Origin of the sequence: Schauerella aestuarii (assembly GCF_009866805.1) — a bacterium.
In the GTDB taxonomy this organism is placed as follows: Bacteria; Pseudomonadota; Gammaproteobacteria; order Burkholderiales; family Burkholderiaceae_B; genus Schauerella; species Schauerella aestuarii.
This window is the reverse complement of sequence record NZ_SIZW01000040.1, coordinates 655,476-671,295: the sequence shown is the minus strand read 5'-3', so window position 1 is coordinate 671,295 and position 15,820 is coordinate 655,476. Positions and strand designations below refer to the sequence as shown.

10 protein-coding genes and 2 tRNA genes are annotated in these 15,820 nt (G+C 61.7%); 4 read left to right on the top strand and 8 right to left on the bottom strand.

From position 1 onward, the window contains the following. Nucleotides 1-10: 10 nt before the first annotated feature. The 5 genes from infB to scpB all read right to left on the bottom strand — a co-directional run bounded on the left by infB (nucleotide 11) and on the right by scpB (nucleotide 9,236). Nucleotides 11-3,145, bottom strand: coding sequence for a translation initiation factor IF-2 (gene infB, locus EYW45_RS09945; RefSeq protein ID WP_161135185.1), 3,135 nt, complete (start codon nucleotides 3,143-3,145; stop codon nucleotides 11-13). 72 nt (nucleotides 3,146-3,217) lie between these two features. Next, a complete protein-coding gene (nusA, locus tag EYW45_RS09940) occupies nucleotides 3,218-4,696 on the bottom strand; it encodes a transcription termination factor NusA (protein ID WP_161135184.1) in 1,479 nt (492 codons plus the stop codon). Continuing rightward, nucleotides 4,693-5,196 (bottom strand): ribosome maturation factor RimP, encoded by a 504-nt coding sequence (gene rimP, locus EYW45_RS09935; RefSeq protein WP_161135426.1) that lies wholly within the window; start codon nucleotides 5,194-5,196, stop codon nucleotides 4,693-4,695. Before rimP ends, nusA begins: the two co-directional genes overlap by 4 nt. Before the next feature lie 404 nt (nucleotides 5,197-5,600). Further along, entirely contained in the window at nucleotides 5,601-7,547 is a 1,947-nt protein-coding gene (locus tag EYW45_RS09930; protein WP_161135425.1) for a pseudouridine synthase, read from the bottom strand. A gap of 492 nt (nucleotides 7,548-8,039) precedes the next feature. Next, nucleotides 8,040-9,236, bottom strand: coding sequence for an SMC-Scp complex subunit ScpB (gene scpB / locus EYW45_RS09925; RefSeq protein WP_161135183.1), 1,197 nt, complete (start codon nucleotides 9,234-9,236; stop codon nucleotides 8,040-8,042). Between the two features lie 81 nt (nucleotides 9,237-9,317). Here scpB and EYW45_RS09920 point away from each other — a divergent pair. Then, nucleotides 9,318-9,394: transfer RNA gene (locus EYW45_RS09920), tRNA-Met, on the top strand. Between the two features lie 761 nt (nucleotides 9,395-10,155). Further along, a complete protein-coding gene (locus EYW45_RS09915; protein WP_161135424.1) occupies nucleotides 10,156-10,746 on the top strand; it encodes a malonic semialdehyde reductase in 591 nt (196 codons plus the stop codon). Between the two features lie 4 nt (nucleotides 10,747-10,750). On the opposite strand, the gene EYW45_RS24315 is transcribed toward EYW45_RS09915, so the two are convergent. Both EYW45_RS24315 and zigA read right to left on the bottom strand, forming a co-directional pair. Then, nucleotides 10,751-11,779, bottom strand: coding sequence for a CobW family GTP-binding protein (locus EYW45_RS24315; protein WP_202444645.1), 1,029 nt, complete (start codon nucleotides 11,777-11,779; stop codon nucleotides 10,751-10,753). Between the two features lie 52 nt (nucleotides 11,780-11,831). Beyond that, on the bottom strand, nucleotides 11,832-13,076 hold the full coding sequence (gene zigA, locus EYW45_RS09905) for a zinc metallochaperone GTPase ZigA (protein WP_161135182.1): 1,245 nt from the start codon (nucleotides 13,074-13,076) through the stop codon (nucleotides 11,832-11,834). Nucleotides 13,077-13,201: 125 nt separating this feature from the next. Between zigA and EYW45_RS09900 the strand changes: the two genes are divergently transcribed. Beyond that, a tRNA-Asn gene (locus EYW45_RS09900) sits at nucleotides 13,202-13,277 on the top strand. A gap of 335 nt (nucleotides 13,278-13,612) precedes the next feature. On the opposite strand, the gene EYW45_RS09895 is transcribed toward EYW45_RS09900, so the two are convergent. Further along, nucleotides 13,613-14,347 (bottom strand): hypothetical protein, encoded by a 735-nt coding sequence (locus EYW45_RS09895; RefSeq protein WP_161135181.1) that lies wholly within the window; start codon nucleotides 14,345-14,347, stop codon nucleotides 13,613-13,615. Between the two features lie 350 nt (nucleotides 14,348-14,697). Here EYW45_RS09895 and EYW45_RS09890 point away from each other — a divergent pair, with 350 nt between their 5' ends. Beyond that, a complete protein-coding gene (locus tag EYW45_RS09890; RefSeq protein ID WP_161135180.1) occupies nucleotides 14,698-15,807 on the top strand; it encodes an SMP-30/gluconolactonase/LRE family protein in 1,110 nt (369 codons plus the stop codon). Nucleotides 15,808-15,820 lie beyond the last annotated feature (13 nt).

Genomic DNA, 15,820 nt, shown 5'->3' with positions numbered 1-15,820 from the left:
GGTGAACGCTTTACAGCGTCCGCGCGACTTCCTTGATTTCGAACACTTCGAGTTGGTCGCCGACCTGGATGTCATTGTTGTTCTTGAGCGTGATACCGCAATCGAACCCCTGTTTGACTTCCTTGACGTCGTCCTTGAAGCGGCGCAGCGATTCGAGCCAGCCGGACCATTGCACCACGTTGTTGCGCAGCAAACGCACTTGCGAGTCGCGTCGAACCACACCGTCGAGCACCATGCAGCCGGCGATGTTGCCGATGCGCGAAATCGTGTAGACCTCGCGAATCTCGACCATACCGATGACTTCCTCGCGCTTCTCGGGAGCCAACATGCCCGACATGGCTGCTTTGATCTCATCCACGGCGTCGTAGATGATGTTGTAGTAACGCACATCGATGCCGTTGTTCTCGGCCAATTTGCGCGCGCTGGCTTCAGCACGCACGTTGAAGCCGATAACCACGGCATTGGACGCAATCGCGAGGTTGATGTCGCTCTCGGAGATACCACCCACGGCGGCGTGCACAACCTGCACGCGCACTTCGTCGGTGGACAGCTTCGTGAGCGAGTTGACCAGCGCTTCCTGCGAACCCTGCACATCGGTCTTGACGATCAAGGCCAGGGTTTGCGTACCCTCGCCCATGTTGTCGAACAAGGACTCGAGCTTGGCGGCCTGCTGGCGAGCCAGCTTGACGTCGCGGAACTTGCCTTGACGGAACAGTGCAATTTCGCGCGCCTTGCGCTCGTCGCCCAATACCATCAGCTCGTCGCCGGCGGCGGGCACTTCGGTGAGACCTTGGATCTCGACCGGAATCGAGGGACCCGCACTCTGCACCGGTTTGCCGTTTTCGTCCAGCATGGCGCGCACACGGCCATAGCTTGCGCCGGCCAGAACGACATCACCACGCTTGAGCGTACCGGACTGCACCAGAATCGTGGCCACCGGACCCCGGCCTTTATCCAGACGCGCTTCGATGACCAGGCCCTTGGCCATGGCTTCGACGGGCGCCTTGAGCTCCAGAATCTCGGCTTGCAGCAGCACGTTTTCGAGCAGATCTTCGATGCCGGCGCCCGTTTTGGCGGACACCGACACAAACGGCACATCGCCACCGTATTCTTCCGGCACCACTTGCTCGGCCACCAATTCCTGCTTCACACGCTCAGGGTTGGCACCCGGCTTATCGATCTTGTTCACCGCGACGACCAACTGCACACCGGCAGCCTTCGCATGGTGAATGGCTTCACGCGTTTGCGGCATCACGCCATCATCGGCGGCCACCACGAGAATCACGATGTCGGTCGCTTGCGCACCGCGGGCACGCATGGCGGTAAACGCCTCGTGACCCGGGGTGTCGAGGAACGTGACCATGCCGCGTTCGGTTTCGACGTGATAGGCACCGATGTGCTGTGTAATCCCGCCGGCTTCACCCGACGCGACCTTGGCGCGGCGGATGTAATCCAGCAGCGAGGTCTTGCCGTGGTCGACGTGGCCCATCACCGTCACCACCGGGGCGCGCGGCAACAGTTCGGCGTCGGTGGTGGCAGGCGACAGATCCAGGAAGGCTTCGGGATCGTCCAGCTTGGCGGCGATCGCCACGTGACCCAACTCTTCCACCACGATCATCGCGGTTTCCTGGTCGAGCACCTGGTTGATCGTGACCATCTGACCCAACTTCATCAGATGCTTGATGACCTCGGCAGCCTTGACGGACATCTTGTGCGCCAGATCGGCAACGGTGATCGTTTCGGGCACATGCACTTCGCGAGCGATGAACTCGGCGGGTGCGGGCTCGGCACGACGATCCGACTGCTGATTGTTGCGCGAATTGCGGCCACCCTTGCCACCGCCACCGGCCTTGCCACCGGCGCGCCAGCCGTCACGGCTCGGTGCACCTTTGGTGTCAGCAGGCTTCTTGCGGGAAGCATCGTCCTTCCAGGTCGACGCGACTTCGGCCGTCTTGATGGTTTTCTTGCCATCGGCACCAGCGGCGGCGGGCTTGGCGTCTTTCTTGGCGCCAGGCTTGCCTGCGGGCTTGTGCAACGTGCCGGAAATCGGCGCGGCAGGCGCTTCGGGTTCCGGTGCACGCAATACCTTGCGCGGACGATTCAGCATCTCGCGCAATGCAGCGGCTTCGGCCTCGGCTTTCTTGCGGGCGGCGTCGCGATCGGCGTCGCTGGCGGCAGACGCGGGTGCCGCGCGACGGGTATCCGCTGCTACGGCGCGCACGCGCTTGTTGCTGTTCATGTTGGGCGGCGTGCCGCCCACGGTGCCGCGCGCTTCCGCTGCAGCCGCGTCGGCCGTCGGCGCGGCCGTATTGGCTTGCGCCACGGGCGCAGCGGCGGGAGTCGAGGGTGCAGCGTCGGACGACGCAGGAACGTCGGCTTCGGACGTGCCTGCCGCGTCGGCCTTGACCGGAGCCGATTCGGCGACCGGCGCTTCGGCCGGCTTCGTGCCGGCGTCGGCTTCCGTGGCGGCTGGCGCAGCGGCTTCCGTTTGCTCGCGCGACTCGGCGACTGCGGGCTTGGCCGACTCGGCGACCGGCTCAGCAGGCGTTTGCGCGACGGCTTCGGTGCTGGCCGGTACGTCCGCTTCGGTCGGCGCGGCGGCAGGCGCCGCTTCAGCCGGCTTGGCTTCTTCGGCTCGCGGAGCGGCGGCGACTTCCGTCACGGGCTCGCTCGCAGCGGATTCGACCGGTGCAGGTGCAACCTGCTCGGCAGCAGCCGTATCCGTAGTATCTACGGCAGGCGTGGCGACCGCGACCGGCGCGGTATCGATCACGTCGGTATCGGGCGTTTGTGCGATATCCAGATCGGCATCGTCAGACGCGTCCACACCTTCGGCGGCCACATCATTTGCATCGCGCTTGACGAAGACACGCTTCTTGCGCACCTCGACCTGGATCGTACGGGAACGACCCGAACCGTCGGCTTGACGGATTTCCGAGGTTTGACGGCGCGTCAGCGTGATCTTCTTGCCTTCTGTCGCGCCGTGCGCGCGGCGCAACGACTCGAGCAGTTTCGCCTTGTCGCTGTCGGTGACGTTATCTTCAACCGATTTCAGGTCGACACCAGCCGCGCGCAGCTGTTCCAGCAGCACGTTGGATGGCATTTTCAGTTCGACAGCGAACTGGGCGACGGTGTTACTCGACATTAGGCTCTCTTCCCTATATGCAGCTATTTCTATTGCAGGCTCGCCATCGGTAGATGGCTGCCCGGCAGGTACTTATTCTTCATCGAACCAGTGGGCACGGGCCCGCATGATCAGATCACTCGACTGTTGCTCGTCCAGACCGGAAATCTCCGACAGTTCGTCGGTCGCAAGTTCAGCCAGATCGTCGCGCGTGTGGACCTTGCGTTCAGCCAACTTGGCGGCCAACTCTGGGGTCACACCTTCCAACGCCAGCAAATCCTGGGCCGTTTCGAGGCGCTCTTCCTGGGCGATGGCTTCCGTCAGCAACGCATTGCGTGCCCGTGTGCGCAGCTCATTGATCGTGTCTTCGTCGAAGGCTTCGATCTCGAGCAGCTCTTGCATCGGCACGTAAGCGATTTCTTCGATGCCCGTGAAGCCTTCATCGATCAGGATATCGGCGACTTCTTCGTCAACGTCCAGCTTCTGCATGAAGGTCACGCGCAAGCCCGAACGCTCGACTTCCTGACGGTTCTGACTTTCTTCAGGCGTCATGATGTTGATCTGCCAGCCCGTCAGCTCGGAGGCGAGGCGTACGTTCTGACCCTTGGCACCAATGGCCTTGGGCAGATTTTCCTCGTCGACGACCACGTCCATGGCGTGCTTGTCTTCGTCCACCACGATGGACTCGACATTGGCCGGCGCCAACGCGCCGATCACGAACTGCGCAGGATCTTCCGACCACAGCACGATATCGACTTGCTCGCCGCCCAACTCGTTACGCACGGCGGTCACACGCGAACCGCGCATGCCCACGCAGGTGCCGATCGGATCGATACGCTTGTCGTAAGCCACTACAGCGATTTTGGCGCGCACACCCGCATCGCGCGCGGCCGCCTTGATCTCGAGCAGGCCCTGCTCGATTTCGGGCACTTCGTTTTCGAAGAGCTGGCGAATGAAATCGGGCGAGGTGCGCGACAGGATGACTTGCTGACCGCGGGCAGCGTGATCGACGCGCGCCACGAAGGCCCGCACCCGGTCGCTGACGCGCAGGTTTTCTTTCGGGATCATTTCGGAACGCGGCAGGCGCGCTTCGATCTTGCCCGTTTCGATGATGGCGTCACCCTTGTCCATGCGCTTGACCGTGCCGGACACAATGGTTTCGCCGCGATCGAGGAAGTCGTTGAGCACTTGCTCGCGCTCGGCATCGCGGATGCGCTGCAGAATGGCCTGCTTGGCCGCCTGCGCGCCGATCCGGCCGAACTCGATCGGCTCGAGCGCTTCTTCGATGTATTCGCCCGCTTCGATGTTGTCGACGATTTCAAGGGCGTCCGACAGCATTTCCTGCTTATCGGGTTCTTGCAGACCGGCATCATCGGGAACGACGAGCCAACGGCGGAAGCCCTCATGCTCACCCGTTTCGCGATCGATCGACACGCGGATATCGGCGTCTTCCTTGAAGCGCTTTTTCATGGCCGAAGCCAGCGCGTTTTCGAGCGCGCCGAAAACGACTTCGCGCGTCACGTTTTTCTCACGCGCCAAGGCATCGACCAACAGAAGAATTTCGCGACTCATCGCTTTTTGCCCTTGAAATCGAGAATGGGATCCAGCTTCGCACGGTCGACATCGTCGATCGTGAACGTCAGGAGTTGAACCTCGTTCTTTTTTGCCTCAAATTCGAGGCCGAACACGGTTTTGTCGACTGCTTGCGCATCGGCTGCTTCGCCGGACGTTTCCGGTAAAACCAACATCCCGGAATACATGCGCCGGCCGTCGAGCGCCGGTTCGCGCATTTTTACTTCGGCGCGCTCGCCGATGAAACGCAGGAAATCGGCCTCATTGCGCAGCGGGCGATCCACGCCCGGCGACCCGACCTCCAAGCGTTTGTAATCGATGTTTTCGACTTCAAACACGCGCGACAACTGATTCGACACCTGCTGACAGTGGTCGATGGTGACCCCGTCGACGTGGTCGATCGTGACGCGCAACAAGCCCATCGCGGCACGTTCGACGTCGATGAGTTCGACGTCCATGCCCGCGAGCGCTTCTTTAGAAAGTACGAATAGATCAGCCATACACTCAAAAAAAATGGGCTGTAAGTCCAGCCCATGTTCAATTAATCCAATGACGGTGCAACGAGGTGCGGGGTGTGCCACACGCTTTGCCTCGCTACGCACCTGCCAGAGGCGCCAAACGACGGCAACACGCATGGGCTGGTTAACCAGCCGCTGCTCTCGATGCAAGCATCCCTGGCGACCTGGCATAAACAACGCCGCGCCAACGGAATACAAAAGCCATGAAAGCCCAATATCTTAACAGAAAAATATGAAAACTTCCTGTTATGTCTAGGGTTTACGCGAGAGGGACGGGCAATGCAACACCCATCCTCGCGCTTTCGCACCGCCGAGACGCGCCGCGCGCACCCGACGCGTCGCGTCTTTGGCACTCGTGCGACAACAGCGGTGCGATGTGCCGGTCCTTAACGGCCGCCACGCCCCCGACCGGCCACGAAACCCAATGCGGATTCGTGTGCCGACGCGCTGCGCGGCTGCCAATCGTCGCCACGCGCACCGCCGCCGCCACCGCCGCCCGAGCGACCGGTATTGCCGTTGCCAGCGTTATTGCCATTGCCGCCACGACCATTGCGCGGCTTTGCGGGGCCGGCGCTTTTACCGGCGCGGCCATTTTTCGGCTTCGGCGAGCGCGACGCGTTGTTGCCGCCATTGCGGGGATTGTCGCCCCGGTTGTTCGGCTTGGGCGAATGCGGTGCGGGCACCGCATTGAAATCGCCCGACGCGGCTTGCGCACCTTCCGCACTCACCGGCGACGCCGTCGCCCCATCGGGACGCGGACCGCGATTATTGCGATGACGCGGCTTGCCGTTGGGCTTGCCGCCGGGTTTGCCATGTTGCGGACGCCCCGATGCATTGGCTTGCGGGCGAGCCGGACTGAAATTGCCGTCCACCGGCGCGGCAGCACCCTGACCCGCGTTACCGCCATTGCCCTGCGGGCGATTGCCGCGACCTTGCTGCGGACCGCCGCGCTTGTTGCGGCCGCCCTGACCCTGCGGCTTGCCGCCGCCCGCTGCACGGCCCCCGCCATCCTTACCCAACGGATGGCCGTTGGCATAGCCACCGGTAATCATCAGCCCGGTACCGAAAGGATCGGACGGCGAACCCGCCACCTGGCCGGGCTGATTGGGACGCACGGCCTGAAGCGTACCGCGGCGACTCACGCGTGCACCATTGGTGCCGTTGTTGGTCAGCGTGCCGTAGCCAGGCGGCAAAGCGCCTTCGTGCGAGATGGGCTGACGCGAACCGCGTTTGCCGCCCTCATCATCGTCGCCGCGCACCAGGCCCAACTGAACCATCAGCGCCGTCGACAACGAACCGTCGATCTCTTCCCAACGCCCGCGGCGCAAATTGCGCGGCAGAACGATATCGCCGAAACGCGTCCGGATCAGGCGGCTCACGACCACCCCGACGGCCTCGAACATGCGTCGCACTTCGCGGTTGCGTCCTTCGTTCAAGGTCACGCGGTACCAGCGATTGCTGCCGTCGCCGCCCAGATAATCCAGGGAGCCGAACGCGGCCATGCCGTCTTCCAGCGCAATGCCTTCGACCAGCGAACGGCGTTGCGCCTCGTCCATCTCGCCCAGCACGCGCACGGCGTACTCACGCTCCGAACCGTAACGCGGGTGCGCGATACGGTTGGCCATGTCGCCCGAGGTCGTGAAAATCAACAACCCCTCGGTATTCAAATCCAGACGTCCGACCGACAACCACTTGCCCGTTTTCAGATGCGGCAAGCGCGAGAATACGGTGGCACGGCCTGCCGGATCGTCATGGCTGACGATTTCGCCGGCCGGCTTGTGATACAGGATCACGCGCGGCGGACGCTTGGTGCTCAGACGCGTGATCAACTTGCCATTCACGCGCACTTGATCGTTGGCGCCGACGCGCTGCCCGATATGGGCCGGCTCGCCATTGACCGATACGCGACCGGCCACGATCAGCTCTTCCATCTCGCGACGCGACCCCACACCCGCGTCGGCCAGCACCTTGTGCAGCTTCGGCATGACCGCGTCGCTGTTCAGGTACTTGGTCAGACGCTGCTCGATGCGCGCAGCCTCGTCCAGATAGGACAGGGCCTCGTCGGTTTCCTGCTCGTTGTATTCCACAGGCGGGGCGACGTGCGCCGAGCGATCCACGGCCACGCCCTCGCCTGCGCCGTCTTCGCCAGGAGCATCGCTGCGGCGGCGGCGGAACGGCGTCCGCAATTTCCGGCCACGGCCACGTTGCGCGCCACCTTCGCCGTCAGCGGCAGGACCCTGCTCACGTCGCGGCGCGGCGGCCGCGTCAAACGACTGCTGCGCGCCCTCGGCATGACCGCCGACCGACTCACCCTGCGGCACATTTGCCGCCATCTGACCGCTCGCATCCACAGCCCGCGGCGGGCGCTTGGCGCGAGGCGGCCGCGGGGCACGGGGCGGACGCGCCGGGGCGTCAACCGCTGCGGCATCTGCCGCAGCACCGGCGTCGACCGCACGTGCGCCCTGCTCGGCACGCTCAGCACGCTCGCCGCCAGCAGGCGCCGACGGTTCCACATCCGCACGGGTGGCGCCGGCATCGCCGGCAGCCGTATCGGTTGTACGCGGCGCACGGGGTGCGCGCGGTGCGCGGGGCTTCTTGACCGGCGCCGCGTCGATTGCAGGCAGATCGCCGGAGGCAGCAGCAGCCGGCACAGGGGCCGTCGTCGATTCAGACGCCGTCACGACGCCTTCGGCCGCCTTGGGCGCGCGCGGCTTGCGCGGGGCGCGAGGCGCACGGGCGGGCTTGGCAGCGCCTTCGGCAGACGCATCGCTGCTGACGGGCTTGAAGAGATCGGGCTGCTGTTCGGTTTCTTTTGTCACGTTGGACTACTCCGGCTTCGTATCTTGATGAGGCAAGCGCTTATGGGCCTCATCGTCCTGTTCTTTCGCATCGGTCGACGACTGGGAAGTCTCTCCCGGAGCGTCGGGCATGGGCGCCACATCGGGCGCCGGCGGTGTTGGTTCGGGTTCGGCGGGCTCCGCAGGCGTGGGCTCGACATCGGGCTCAGGCTGCGGTTCACGCACAGGATCGGGCTGAGGTTGCGGCTCGGGCGTCGGAACGGGCACAGGCACGTCGACATCCGGGCGCACCGGGTTCGGCACGATCTCAGGGATATTCAAGGGCGGCATTTCAGGCACCGACCCGGGCTGCGGCACGGTATCGCCCGTCGACGGCAGCGACACGCTGTCAGGACGAACGGGCTCGAACTCGGGCACAGGGGTGAACGGCACATGGTCGCCTGCCGCGGCATCGACCTCGGACACTGCCGACGAAGCAGCAGCATTGCCACTCGCTTCTTCGGTATCGCCCACATCTTCACTGTCGCTCACATGGGCCAGATCGCCATCAGGCGATTCGCTCACGGCGGCAACCGACGTTTGGTCGGGACCGGCAAGCATGGCAACGGGCGGTTCGCCTTCAGCCACGACTGCGGATTCTACGCCATCATGGCCCAAAGCCGCTTGTACTTCTGCAAAATCGAGCCCAGCCAGCGCAATCACCGCGTCGTTCGACTCCAGTGCCGGCAATTCGTCCAGCGCCCGCAGGCCCAAATCATCCAAAAACTGACGGGTCGTGGCGAACAACGCCGGACGTCCGGGCGCATCGCGATGCCCGATGACTTCGATCCAGCCTCGGTCTTCCAGCGACTTCACGATCTGCGACGACACCGTCACGCCGCGAATATCTTCGATATCCCCGCGCGTCACAGGCTGTCGCCAGGCCACGATCGCCAAGGTTTCCAGCACGGCCCTCGAGTACTTCGGCGGCTTTTCCGGATTGAGCCGCTCGAGATAACGCTGCATGGCGGGCCGGCTCTGGAAACGCCAACCGCTACTCAATGCCGTCAGGACCATGCCACGGTTTTCCCACTGCTGGTCCAGTTGACCGAGCCATTCGCGCAGACGCCCGTCATTGACCTCGTCCGTTTCGCCGAACAGCCGCCGCATTTCCGCCAGCGGCATGGGCTGGGATGCGCATAAAAGCGCGGTTTCAAGCACTACTGTTGCCTCGCCGTCAGTCATTCAAACCAAATCAATCGAGAAATCGTTAATCGGGTCCGCCAAGCGGACGTTTGTAATAAATGCTATAGTCTCGTTCTCAGACGCGGGGTGGAGCAGTCTGGCAGCTCGTCGGGCTCATAACCCGAAGGTCGTAGGTTCAAATCCTGCCCCCGCAACCAAAAGCCTGGCGCATCTCGCCGGGCTTTTTGTTTTGCAGTTCGCCGAATGGCAGTGCAGTCGGCAAGTCGCGTTGCGACAGATATCCCGCCACGTTGCCGTAGCCGTCATCCGTCTCACCTGCGAGATATGCGCAATGCTGCAATGCCTGGGTCCGTCTGAAAAGAATGTGTGCGCACCGGGCGCTGGATCACGTGATACCCAGGCCACCAGCCACGAACAAATATATAAGCCGTCACACCAGCCGATCCGAATCCCGACGTAAACGTTGGGTAGCGTTTGCCATTGCAACGGGCAAGCGTATTAGGCTTCGGAAAAGCGCGTGAAGTCGAGAAACAACGCAATCAGCGTAGCGGCGAAACGCTTCGAACGATCGGCAAACAGCACTTTCGGCATTACCGAGACGCGGGCCGGACATCGCACGAATGCGCCGCAAAACACCTGTATCACACCTCGGCGCGGCCGAATTCGAGATTTCGGGCCATGCGTGCAGCTGACATCGCCAGCACAATCACGCCTAGAGGTGGAAGGGTTGAAAAAAGTATACCGCCATTCTCCCGGGCGAAGCAAAGAAAAGGCGGCCTATTGTTCTGATTCCACACCAGAGCGTTGCACTGGTGGCAATTCCCCGGAACGATCCGACCTCCTAAAATCGCGCCGAACAGGCTGTCGTCGCACACCGCCCTGACGACCGCCACGGGGACGGGCCGATCGATCGTGCCACGCGATGGCCCCGCCTGCAGCCTATCTTCCGTAACGGACCATCATGACGCCTCTCGACCAAGCCAGCCTGGAACGCGTGTTCCTGAATGCACGCACATTCAATGCCTTTACCTCCCAGCCCGTCACGGACGACACGCTCGAGGCGCTTTACGATCTGGCCAAGTGGGGCCCCACCTCGATGAACGCGCAGCCGGCACGTTTTGTATTTTTGCGGTCTCCCGAAGCCAAGCAGCGCCTCGCGCCCGCGCTGAGCGCCGGCAATCTCGACAAGACGCTTGCCGCCCCCGTGACGGTGATCGTGGCGCAAAACACACGCTTCTTCGACCACCTGCCCAAGCTTTTCCCGGTGTACGACGCGAAACCCATGTATGAAGCCAATGCAGCGTTGGCCGAAAGTACGGCCGCGCGCAACAGCGCCTTGCAAGGCGCCTACCTGATCGTTGCCGCCCGCATGCTCGGACTGGACAGCGGCGCCATGAGCGGCTTCGATCCCGCCAAGGTAAACGCCGAATTCTTTCCCGACGGCGCCCACACGACCAACTTCCTGATCAATCTGGGCTACGGCGACAGCAGCAAGAATTATCCGCGCGGCATTCGGCTGCCGTTTGACGAGGTCTGCACGATTCTTTGATTTTCTACTCGGCGGTGCCGAACGCGGCGTTGACGGCCGTGTTCACATCGCTGGGCGATATATCGCGGGTGATCAGCACCAGCACACCCCCGTCATCGATGGCACCGCCGGCCTCAAGCAACGGCTCTGGCGCATACATCACATCGTGCACGCCGTGAACGGCATACACACCTGTAGAGCCGTCACGACGATGCCAGCGCACGATGCCTTTCAGGCGCAGCAAGGATGCGCCAAGGACGCTTTGGAGCGCCTCGACACCCTGAGCAAAAGCCACCCGCGACGTCGGCTTAGGCAAGCGCACCACTCTCTGATGCACCCGGCCGTGCGAACCGGATGACAGCTTGGGCACATACCCAGGCGCAGACACACGCGGCACCAATGCCTCGTCCAGCGTACGAATCAGCATCGTAATCGCCTTGGCAACGCTTGCCGCATCGATGACGTGAGCAAACACGTTCACACCGCGCACAGCGTCTGCGGCTGCAGCACGCTGAGAGGGATCGGCGAGATCGGTCTTGCTCATCCAGACCAGGTCGGCCAACGCCAGTTGGCGCGCTACTTCGGGCTGGGTCTCGAGTTGGCGTTCGAGGTGCGTCACGTCGGCCACGACAACGGCCCCGCGATACACGAATCGCTGCGCAAGGAAAGGTTCATGGGTGAGCGTAAACAAGACCGGCGCGGGGTCGGCCAACCCTGTCGTCTCGATCACGACGCGTGAAAAGGGCGGCACTTGGCGCGCCATTGCCGCCATGAACACGTCGCGCAAGGTATCCACCAGGCCCCCACGCACCGTGCAACAGAGGCAGCCGCCGGCAATGACCGCCAGCCGATCGTCGCCCGCGCGCACCAGATGATGATCGATGCCGATGTCGCCAAATTCGTTCACGACGACCAGCGCATCCGTGAAGTCGCGTGTACGCAAAAGCCGGTTAAGGAGCGTGGTCTTGCCGCTTCCCAGAAAACCGGACAGCACCGTGACGCCGATGCGCGTGTCGGACGGATGACTTGAGGCGGGAATGTTCGGCGAGGACAAGGTTGAGATGAAAACGGCGACGGTGATGACCTAGCCCGAGTGGCATCGCGCCTTACGCCGAGTCATCGCCCCACTTCGGAAAGGGGTCGGTTTCTCTCAAACGCTCCAGTGCTGCCAGCGGCCCAGTTAATTCTTCCGCAGTCATCAGACACGCTTCAAGCGCCGCGGTCAATGCATCGCGATCCATGTCGATGCCGATGAGCACCAACTCCTGCATCCGATCGCCATAAATCGGATCCCAGTCCGCCAGACGTTGCGCCCGCGATGCGTCGTCGTCCGGCCAACTTGCCGACGGCGTGGCAGCCATCCAGTATCCGGCGACGCCATGTCGGGTCACCGCGCCCGCCTGCGACCAGGAACCGGCATAGGCCGGTCGCGTGACGAGCCAGAAGAAACCTTTCGAGCGCACGACGCCCGGCCACTCCTGATGTATGAACGCCCAAAATCGCGCTGGATGAAAGGGCCGGCGAGCGCGAAAGGCAAAGCTCGAAATGCCATAGGCTTGCGTTTCAGGCATATGCTCACCGCGCAGCTCCGCCATCCAGCCTGGCGCGGCGGCGGCTGCGGCGAAATCGAACCTACCCGTGTCCAGCACGCGATCGAGCGGCACGCCGCCAAAATGGGCATGAATGATGTCGGCCCGTGGATTGAGCGCCTTGAGCATGGCCTCGAGCTGATTCAACTCCGCTGGCGTGACGAGATCGGTTTTATTGAGCACAAGTACATCGCAGAATTCGATCTGCTCGATCAGCAGATCCACCACCGTGCGGTCATCCTCGTCGCCCGCGGTATCGCCCCGGTCGGCCAACGCATCCTGCGACGCGTAGTCGCGCAGGAAGTTGAACGCGTCCACTACCGTAACCATGGTGTCCAAACGCGCCACGTCGGCAAGCGCGTGACCCGCATCGTCTTCGAACGTAAACGTCTCGGCCACCGGCAAAGGCTCGGAGATCCCGCTCGATTCGATCAACAGGTAATCAAACCGCCCCTCGGCCGCCAGCTTGCGGATCTCGAGCAAAAGATCCTCGCGCAGCGTGCAGCAAATACAGCCGTTGCTCATTTCCACCAGCTTTTCATCCGCGCGGGACAGCGCCGCACCGCCCTCCCGAATCAGGCGCGCATCGATATTCACTTCAGACATATCGTTGACGATCACAGCGACGCGCTTGCCCTCGCGATTCGCCAGGACGTGATTGAGCAGGGTCGTCTTGCCCGCGCCCAAAAAGCCGGACAACACCGTTACGGGGAGCTTGGCGCCAACGATGGCGCGCGCCTCGGATGAGAAATCGATGTTCATGATGCACTCCTGGTCGATCAAAACGTTATGTTATTACATAACGTTTTGACGGTGCTGAACAATCTTTTCCTCCCCCATTTGCATTCGTCAAAAAGATCGTGTTATAGTTTCGTTCTCGACGCAGTTCCCTGATAGCTCAGTCGGTAGAGCGACGGACTGTTAATCCGCAGGTCGCTGGTTCGAGCCCAGCTCGGGGAGCCATTCTCTCTAATGCGTCGAAGCTGCGATACCGTATGCAGCAAACTGAAAAAGCCACCGCAAGGTGGCTTTTTTATTTGCTGCATCAGTCAATACTCCATCAGGCAGTGCTGCATCAGGCAATATTCCACCAAGCAATACCGTTGCTCTGGCTGAAGACACCTTCAGATGCCACCGCTACGAAAAGCGCTGCTCTCCGGCGGGCGGGGTGATCCGGTAGTCGCGATTGGGTTGCCCGATATTCCGACGACCATAGACGCCCGTCGAATCCCGCACATTTGCATCCAGTTTCCGACTGACACTAGACGCTTTATTGACTGTTTTGATGCCCAGCAGCATCAGGGCGTTTTCTGCGTTCGGATCTCGTAGCGCTTAAACAGTGCAAGAACGCGCTCGCGTAGGGTCCGCCAGTCATTGAGATACTGCCGATTGGTCGTGATGCTGAAAGTGGCATCGTTATGCACAAACGTCATCGTGCATGAGGGGTACGGCACATCTATCTTGTCGTACACGAAACAAATCACGACTGTTTCAAGGCGGTCCGGGTTGCCCTCTATAAAGAGTTCCTGCGGCATGACACGCTGGCGACTCGCACTCGAGCGGATCAACTTCAGACCATCAGGCCCAGGTCCGATGCTCACCTCTGGCGTGGGACCATTTTCTCCCGGGAGTGGCGCGTCGATCGCCACGCGATATGCAGACGTTAATGCATCAGTGCTTCTCGGACGTGCGCTGGGAATTCGCTCCTGCACAAGAATCGACACACGCTGCGGGCTGGAAGCAGGCGCCATTAGCGCATCGTAATTTTTGCCAGTCAGTGGAACCAGGCTCGGCAAGTAGGCGCGAAACAATACCGCTCTCGGTCGACGCTCCCCTAACTCGGACGGGGGATCGAAGAATGCGGCGGGTATTGCGTAAGTCGCATCACCCAATTCAATTTTGCGTAGCACCATTTCAGATGGGAGGCCGACATCGTCTGCGCCGCCAATGGGGACCACACCGTCGGCGCTGTGCGCCGACAATGCGAAGCCACTGGCAAATGCGCAGAGACCAAACTTAAGCCCTCGGATCACGCAACCTCCATGTCATCTTCCACTCGATCGACGAATTGTTCTAGCGGCACGCTAAACGATTCTCGCGTACGAACTTCGCACCGAAGGAATGCAATGCGATTGGATACGTAAGGTAGGATTTTTCGCCTCCCCGCTCCCCGCACTTTCGTCCCCAATCCGGTAAGCCGCGCAAAAATCACCGAAATGCCTTCCGCTAGGCAGTTTTGGTTATTCTGGCATATCGTCTCTGCAGCCTTACCCCCGGGCGTAGCGCGGCAGCGGTTGCGCCGTATTGTTTTAGAAGGTTGCCAGGCTCGACTTGGCGAGCTTGAGCGTTACGGCTTGAGCCTCATTCAAAACGGAGACATGCAATGCAGAATAACGACCTCAATCGAAAGCGACGGCAATTGTTGGTGGCCGCGGCCGGCACAGGAGTAGCGGCCATGAGCGGCTTGGCCGGTGCGCAATCGTTCGCGTTCAAGCCCAGTCAGCGCTATCCGGATCCCAACGTCTTCATCCTGGATCCGAGCTTCGCCAAGTATCGTATTTACAGCAGCACGATCGAGCAATTGGGCACCGGGATGCGATGGGCGGAGGGGCCCGCCTATTTCGAGCAAGGCGGGTACGTGCTGTTGAGCGACATTCCGAACAATCGACTGATGAAGTACGACGAGAAGACGGAGAAGTTCAGCGTTCACAAGACCGGCGTGAACTATGCCAACGGCAATGTGTGCGACCGCCAGGGCCGGTTGATTACCTGCGAGCATTCCGTCACCCGGCGTGTGGTGCGGACGGAGAAAAACGGCAGCCTCACCGTGCTGGCCGACCGTTATGAGGGCAAGCGCCTGAATGCCCCGAACGACGTGGTGGTGCGTTCGGACGACAGCATCTGGTTTACCGACCCCACATTTGGCATCAATGGGGAGTGGGAAGGATCGAGGGCAAAACCGGAACAGCCCACAACGAACGTTTATCGCATTTCCAAAGACCGAAAGATCACTGCCGTGATCACAGACTTGGTCAATCCCAACGGGTTGGCGTTTTCGCCCGATGAGAAAAAACTGTATGTGGTGGAATGGAAAGGCACGCCCAACCGCAGCGTATGGGCGTACGACGTCTCTGATGACGGCACCACGGTGTCGAACAAGACCAAATTGATCGATGCCGGCGGGCCGGGCGCCTTCGACGGCATCAAGGTCGACCGCGATGGCAATCTCTGGTGCGGGTGGGGCTATAGCGGCGCATTGGCGACGGACGCCGTGGATATTGGCGGCGGTATGCAGGCCTTTCCACCAGCCGGCAAATCCGAAGAGATGGATGGCGTAAAGATTTTCAATCCACAAGGCAAAGCCATCGGCTTTATTCGCTTGCCCGAACGTTGCGCGAATCTCGCGTTTGGCGGCCCCAAGCGAAATCGGCTGTATATGGCAAGCAGCCATTCCCTATACGCTTTGTACGTGGAATCGCACGGCGCGGCGTGATTGAAAAGACACG

Excerpts from the sequence above, each read along its gene's own strand:
- infB (WP_161135185.1), bottom strand. The coding sequence starts at position 3,145 with ATGTCGAGTAACACCGTCGCCCAGTTCGCTGTCGAACTGAAAATGCCA.
- nusA (WP_161135184.1), bottom strand. The coding sequence starts at position 4,696 with ATGAGTCGCGAAATTCTTCTGTTGGTCGATGCCTTGGCGCGTGAGAAA.
- rimP (WP_161135426.1), bottom strand. The coding sequence starts at position 5,196 with ATGGCTGATCTATTCGTACTTTCTAAAGAAGCGCTCGCGGGCATGGAC.
- EYW45_RS09930 (WP_161135425.1), bottom strand. The coding sequence starts at position 7,547 with ATGGCGGCAAATGTGCCGCAGGGTGAGTCGGTCGGCGGTCATGCCGAG.
- scpB (WP_161135183.1), bottom strand. The coding sequence starts at position 9,236 with ATGACTGACGGCGAGGCAACAGTAGTGCTTGAAACCGCGCTTTTATGC.
- zigA (WP_161135182.1), bottom strand. The coding sequence starts at position 13,076 with ATGAACATCGATTTCTCATCCGAGGCGCGCGCCATCGTTGGCGCCAAG.
- EYW45_RS09890 (WP_161135180.1), top strand. The coding sequence starts at position 14,698 with ATGCAGAATAACGACCTCAATCGAAAGCGACGGCAATTGTTGGTGGCC.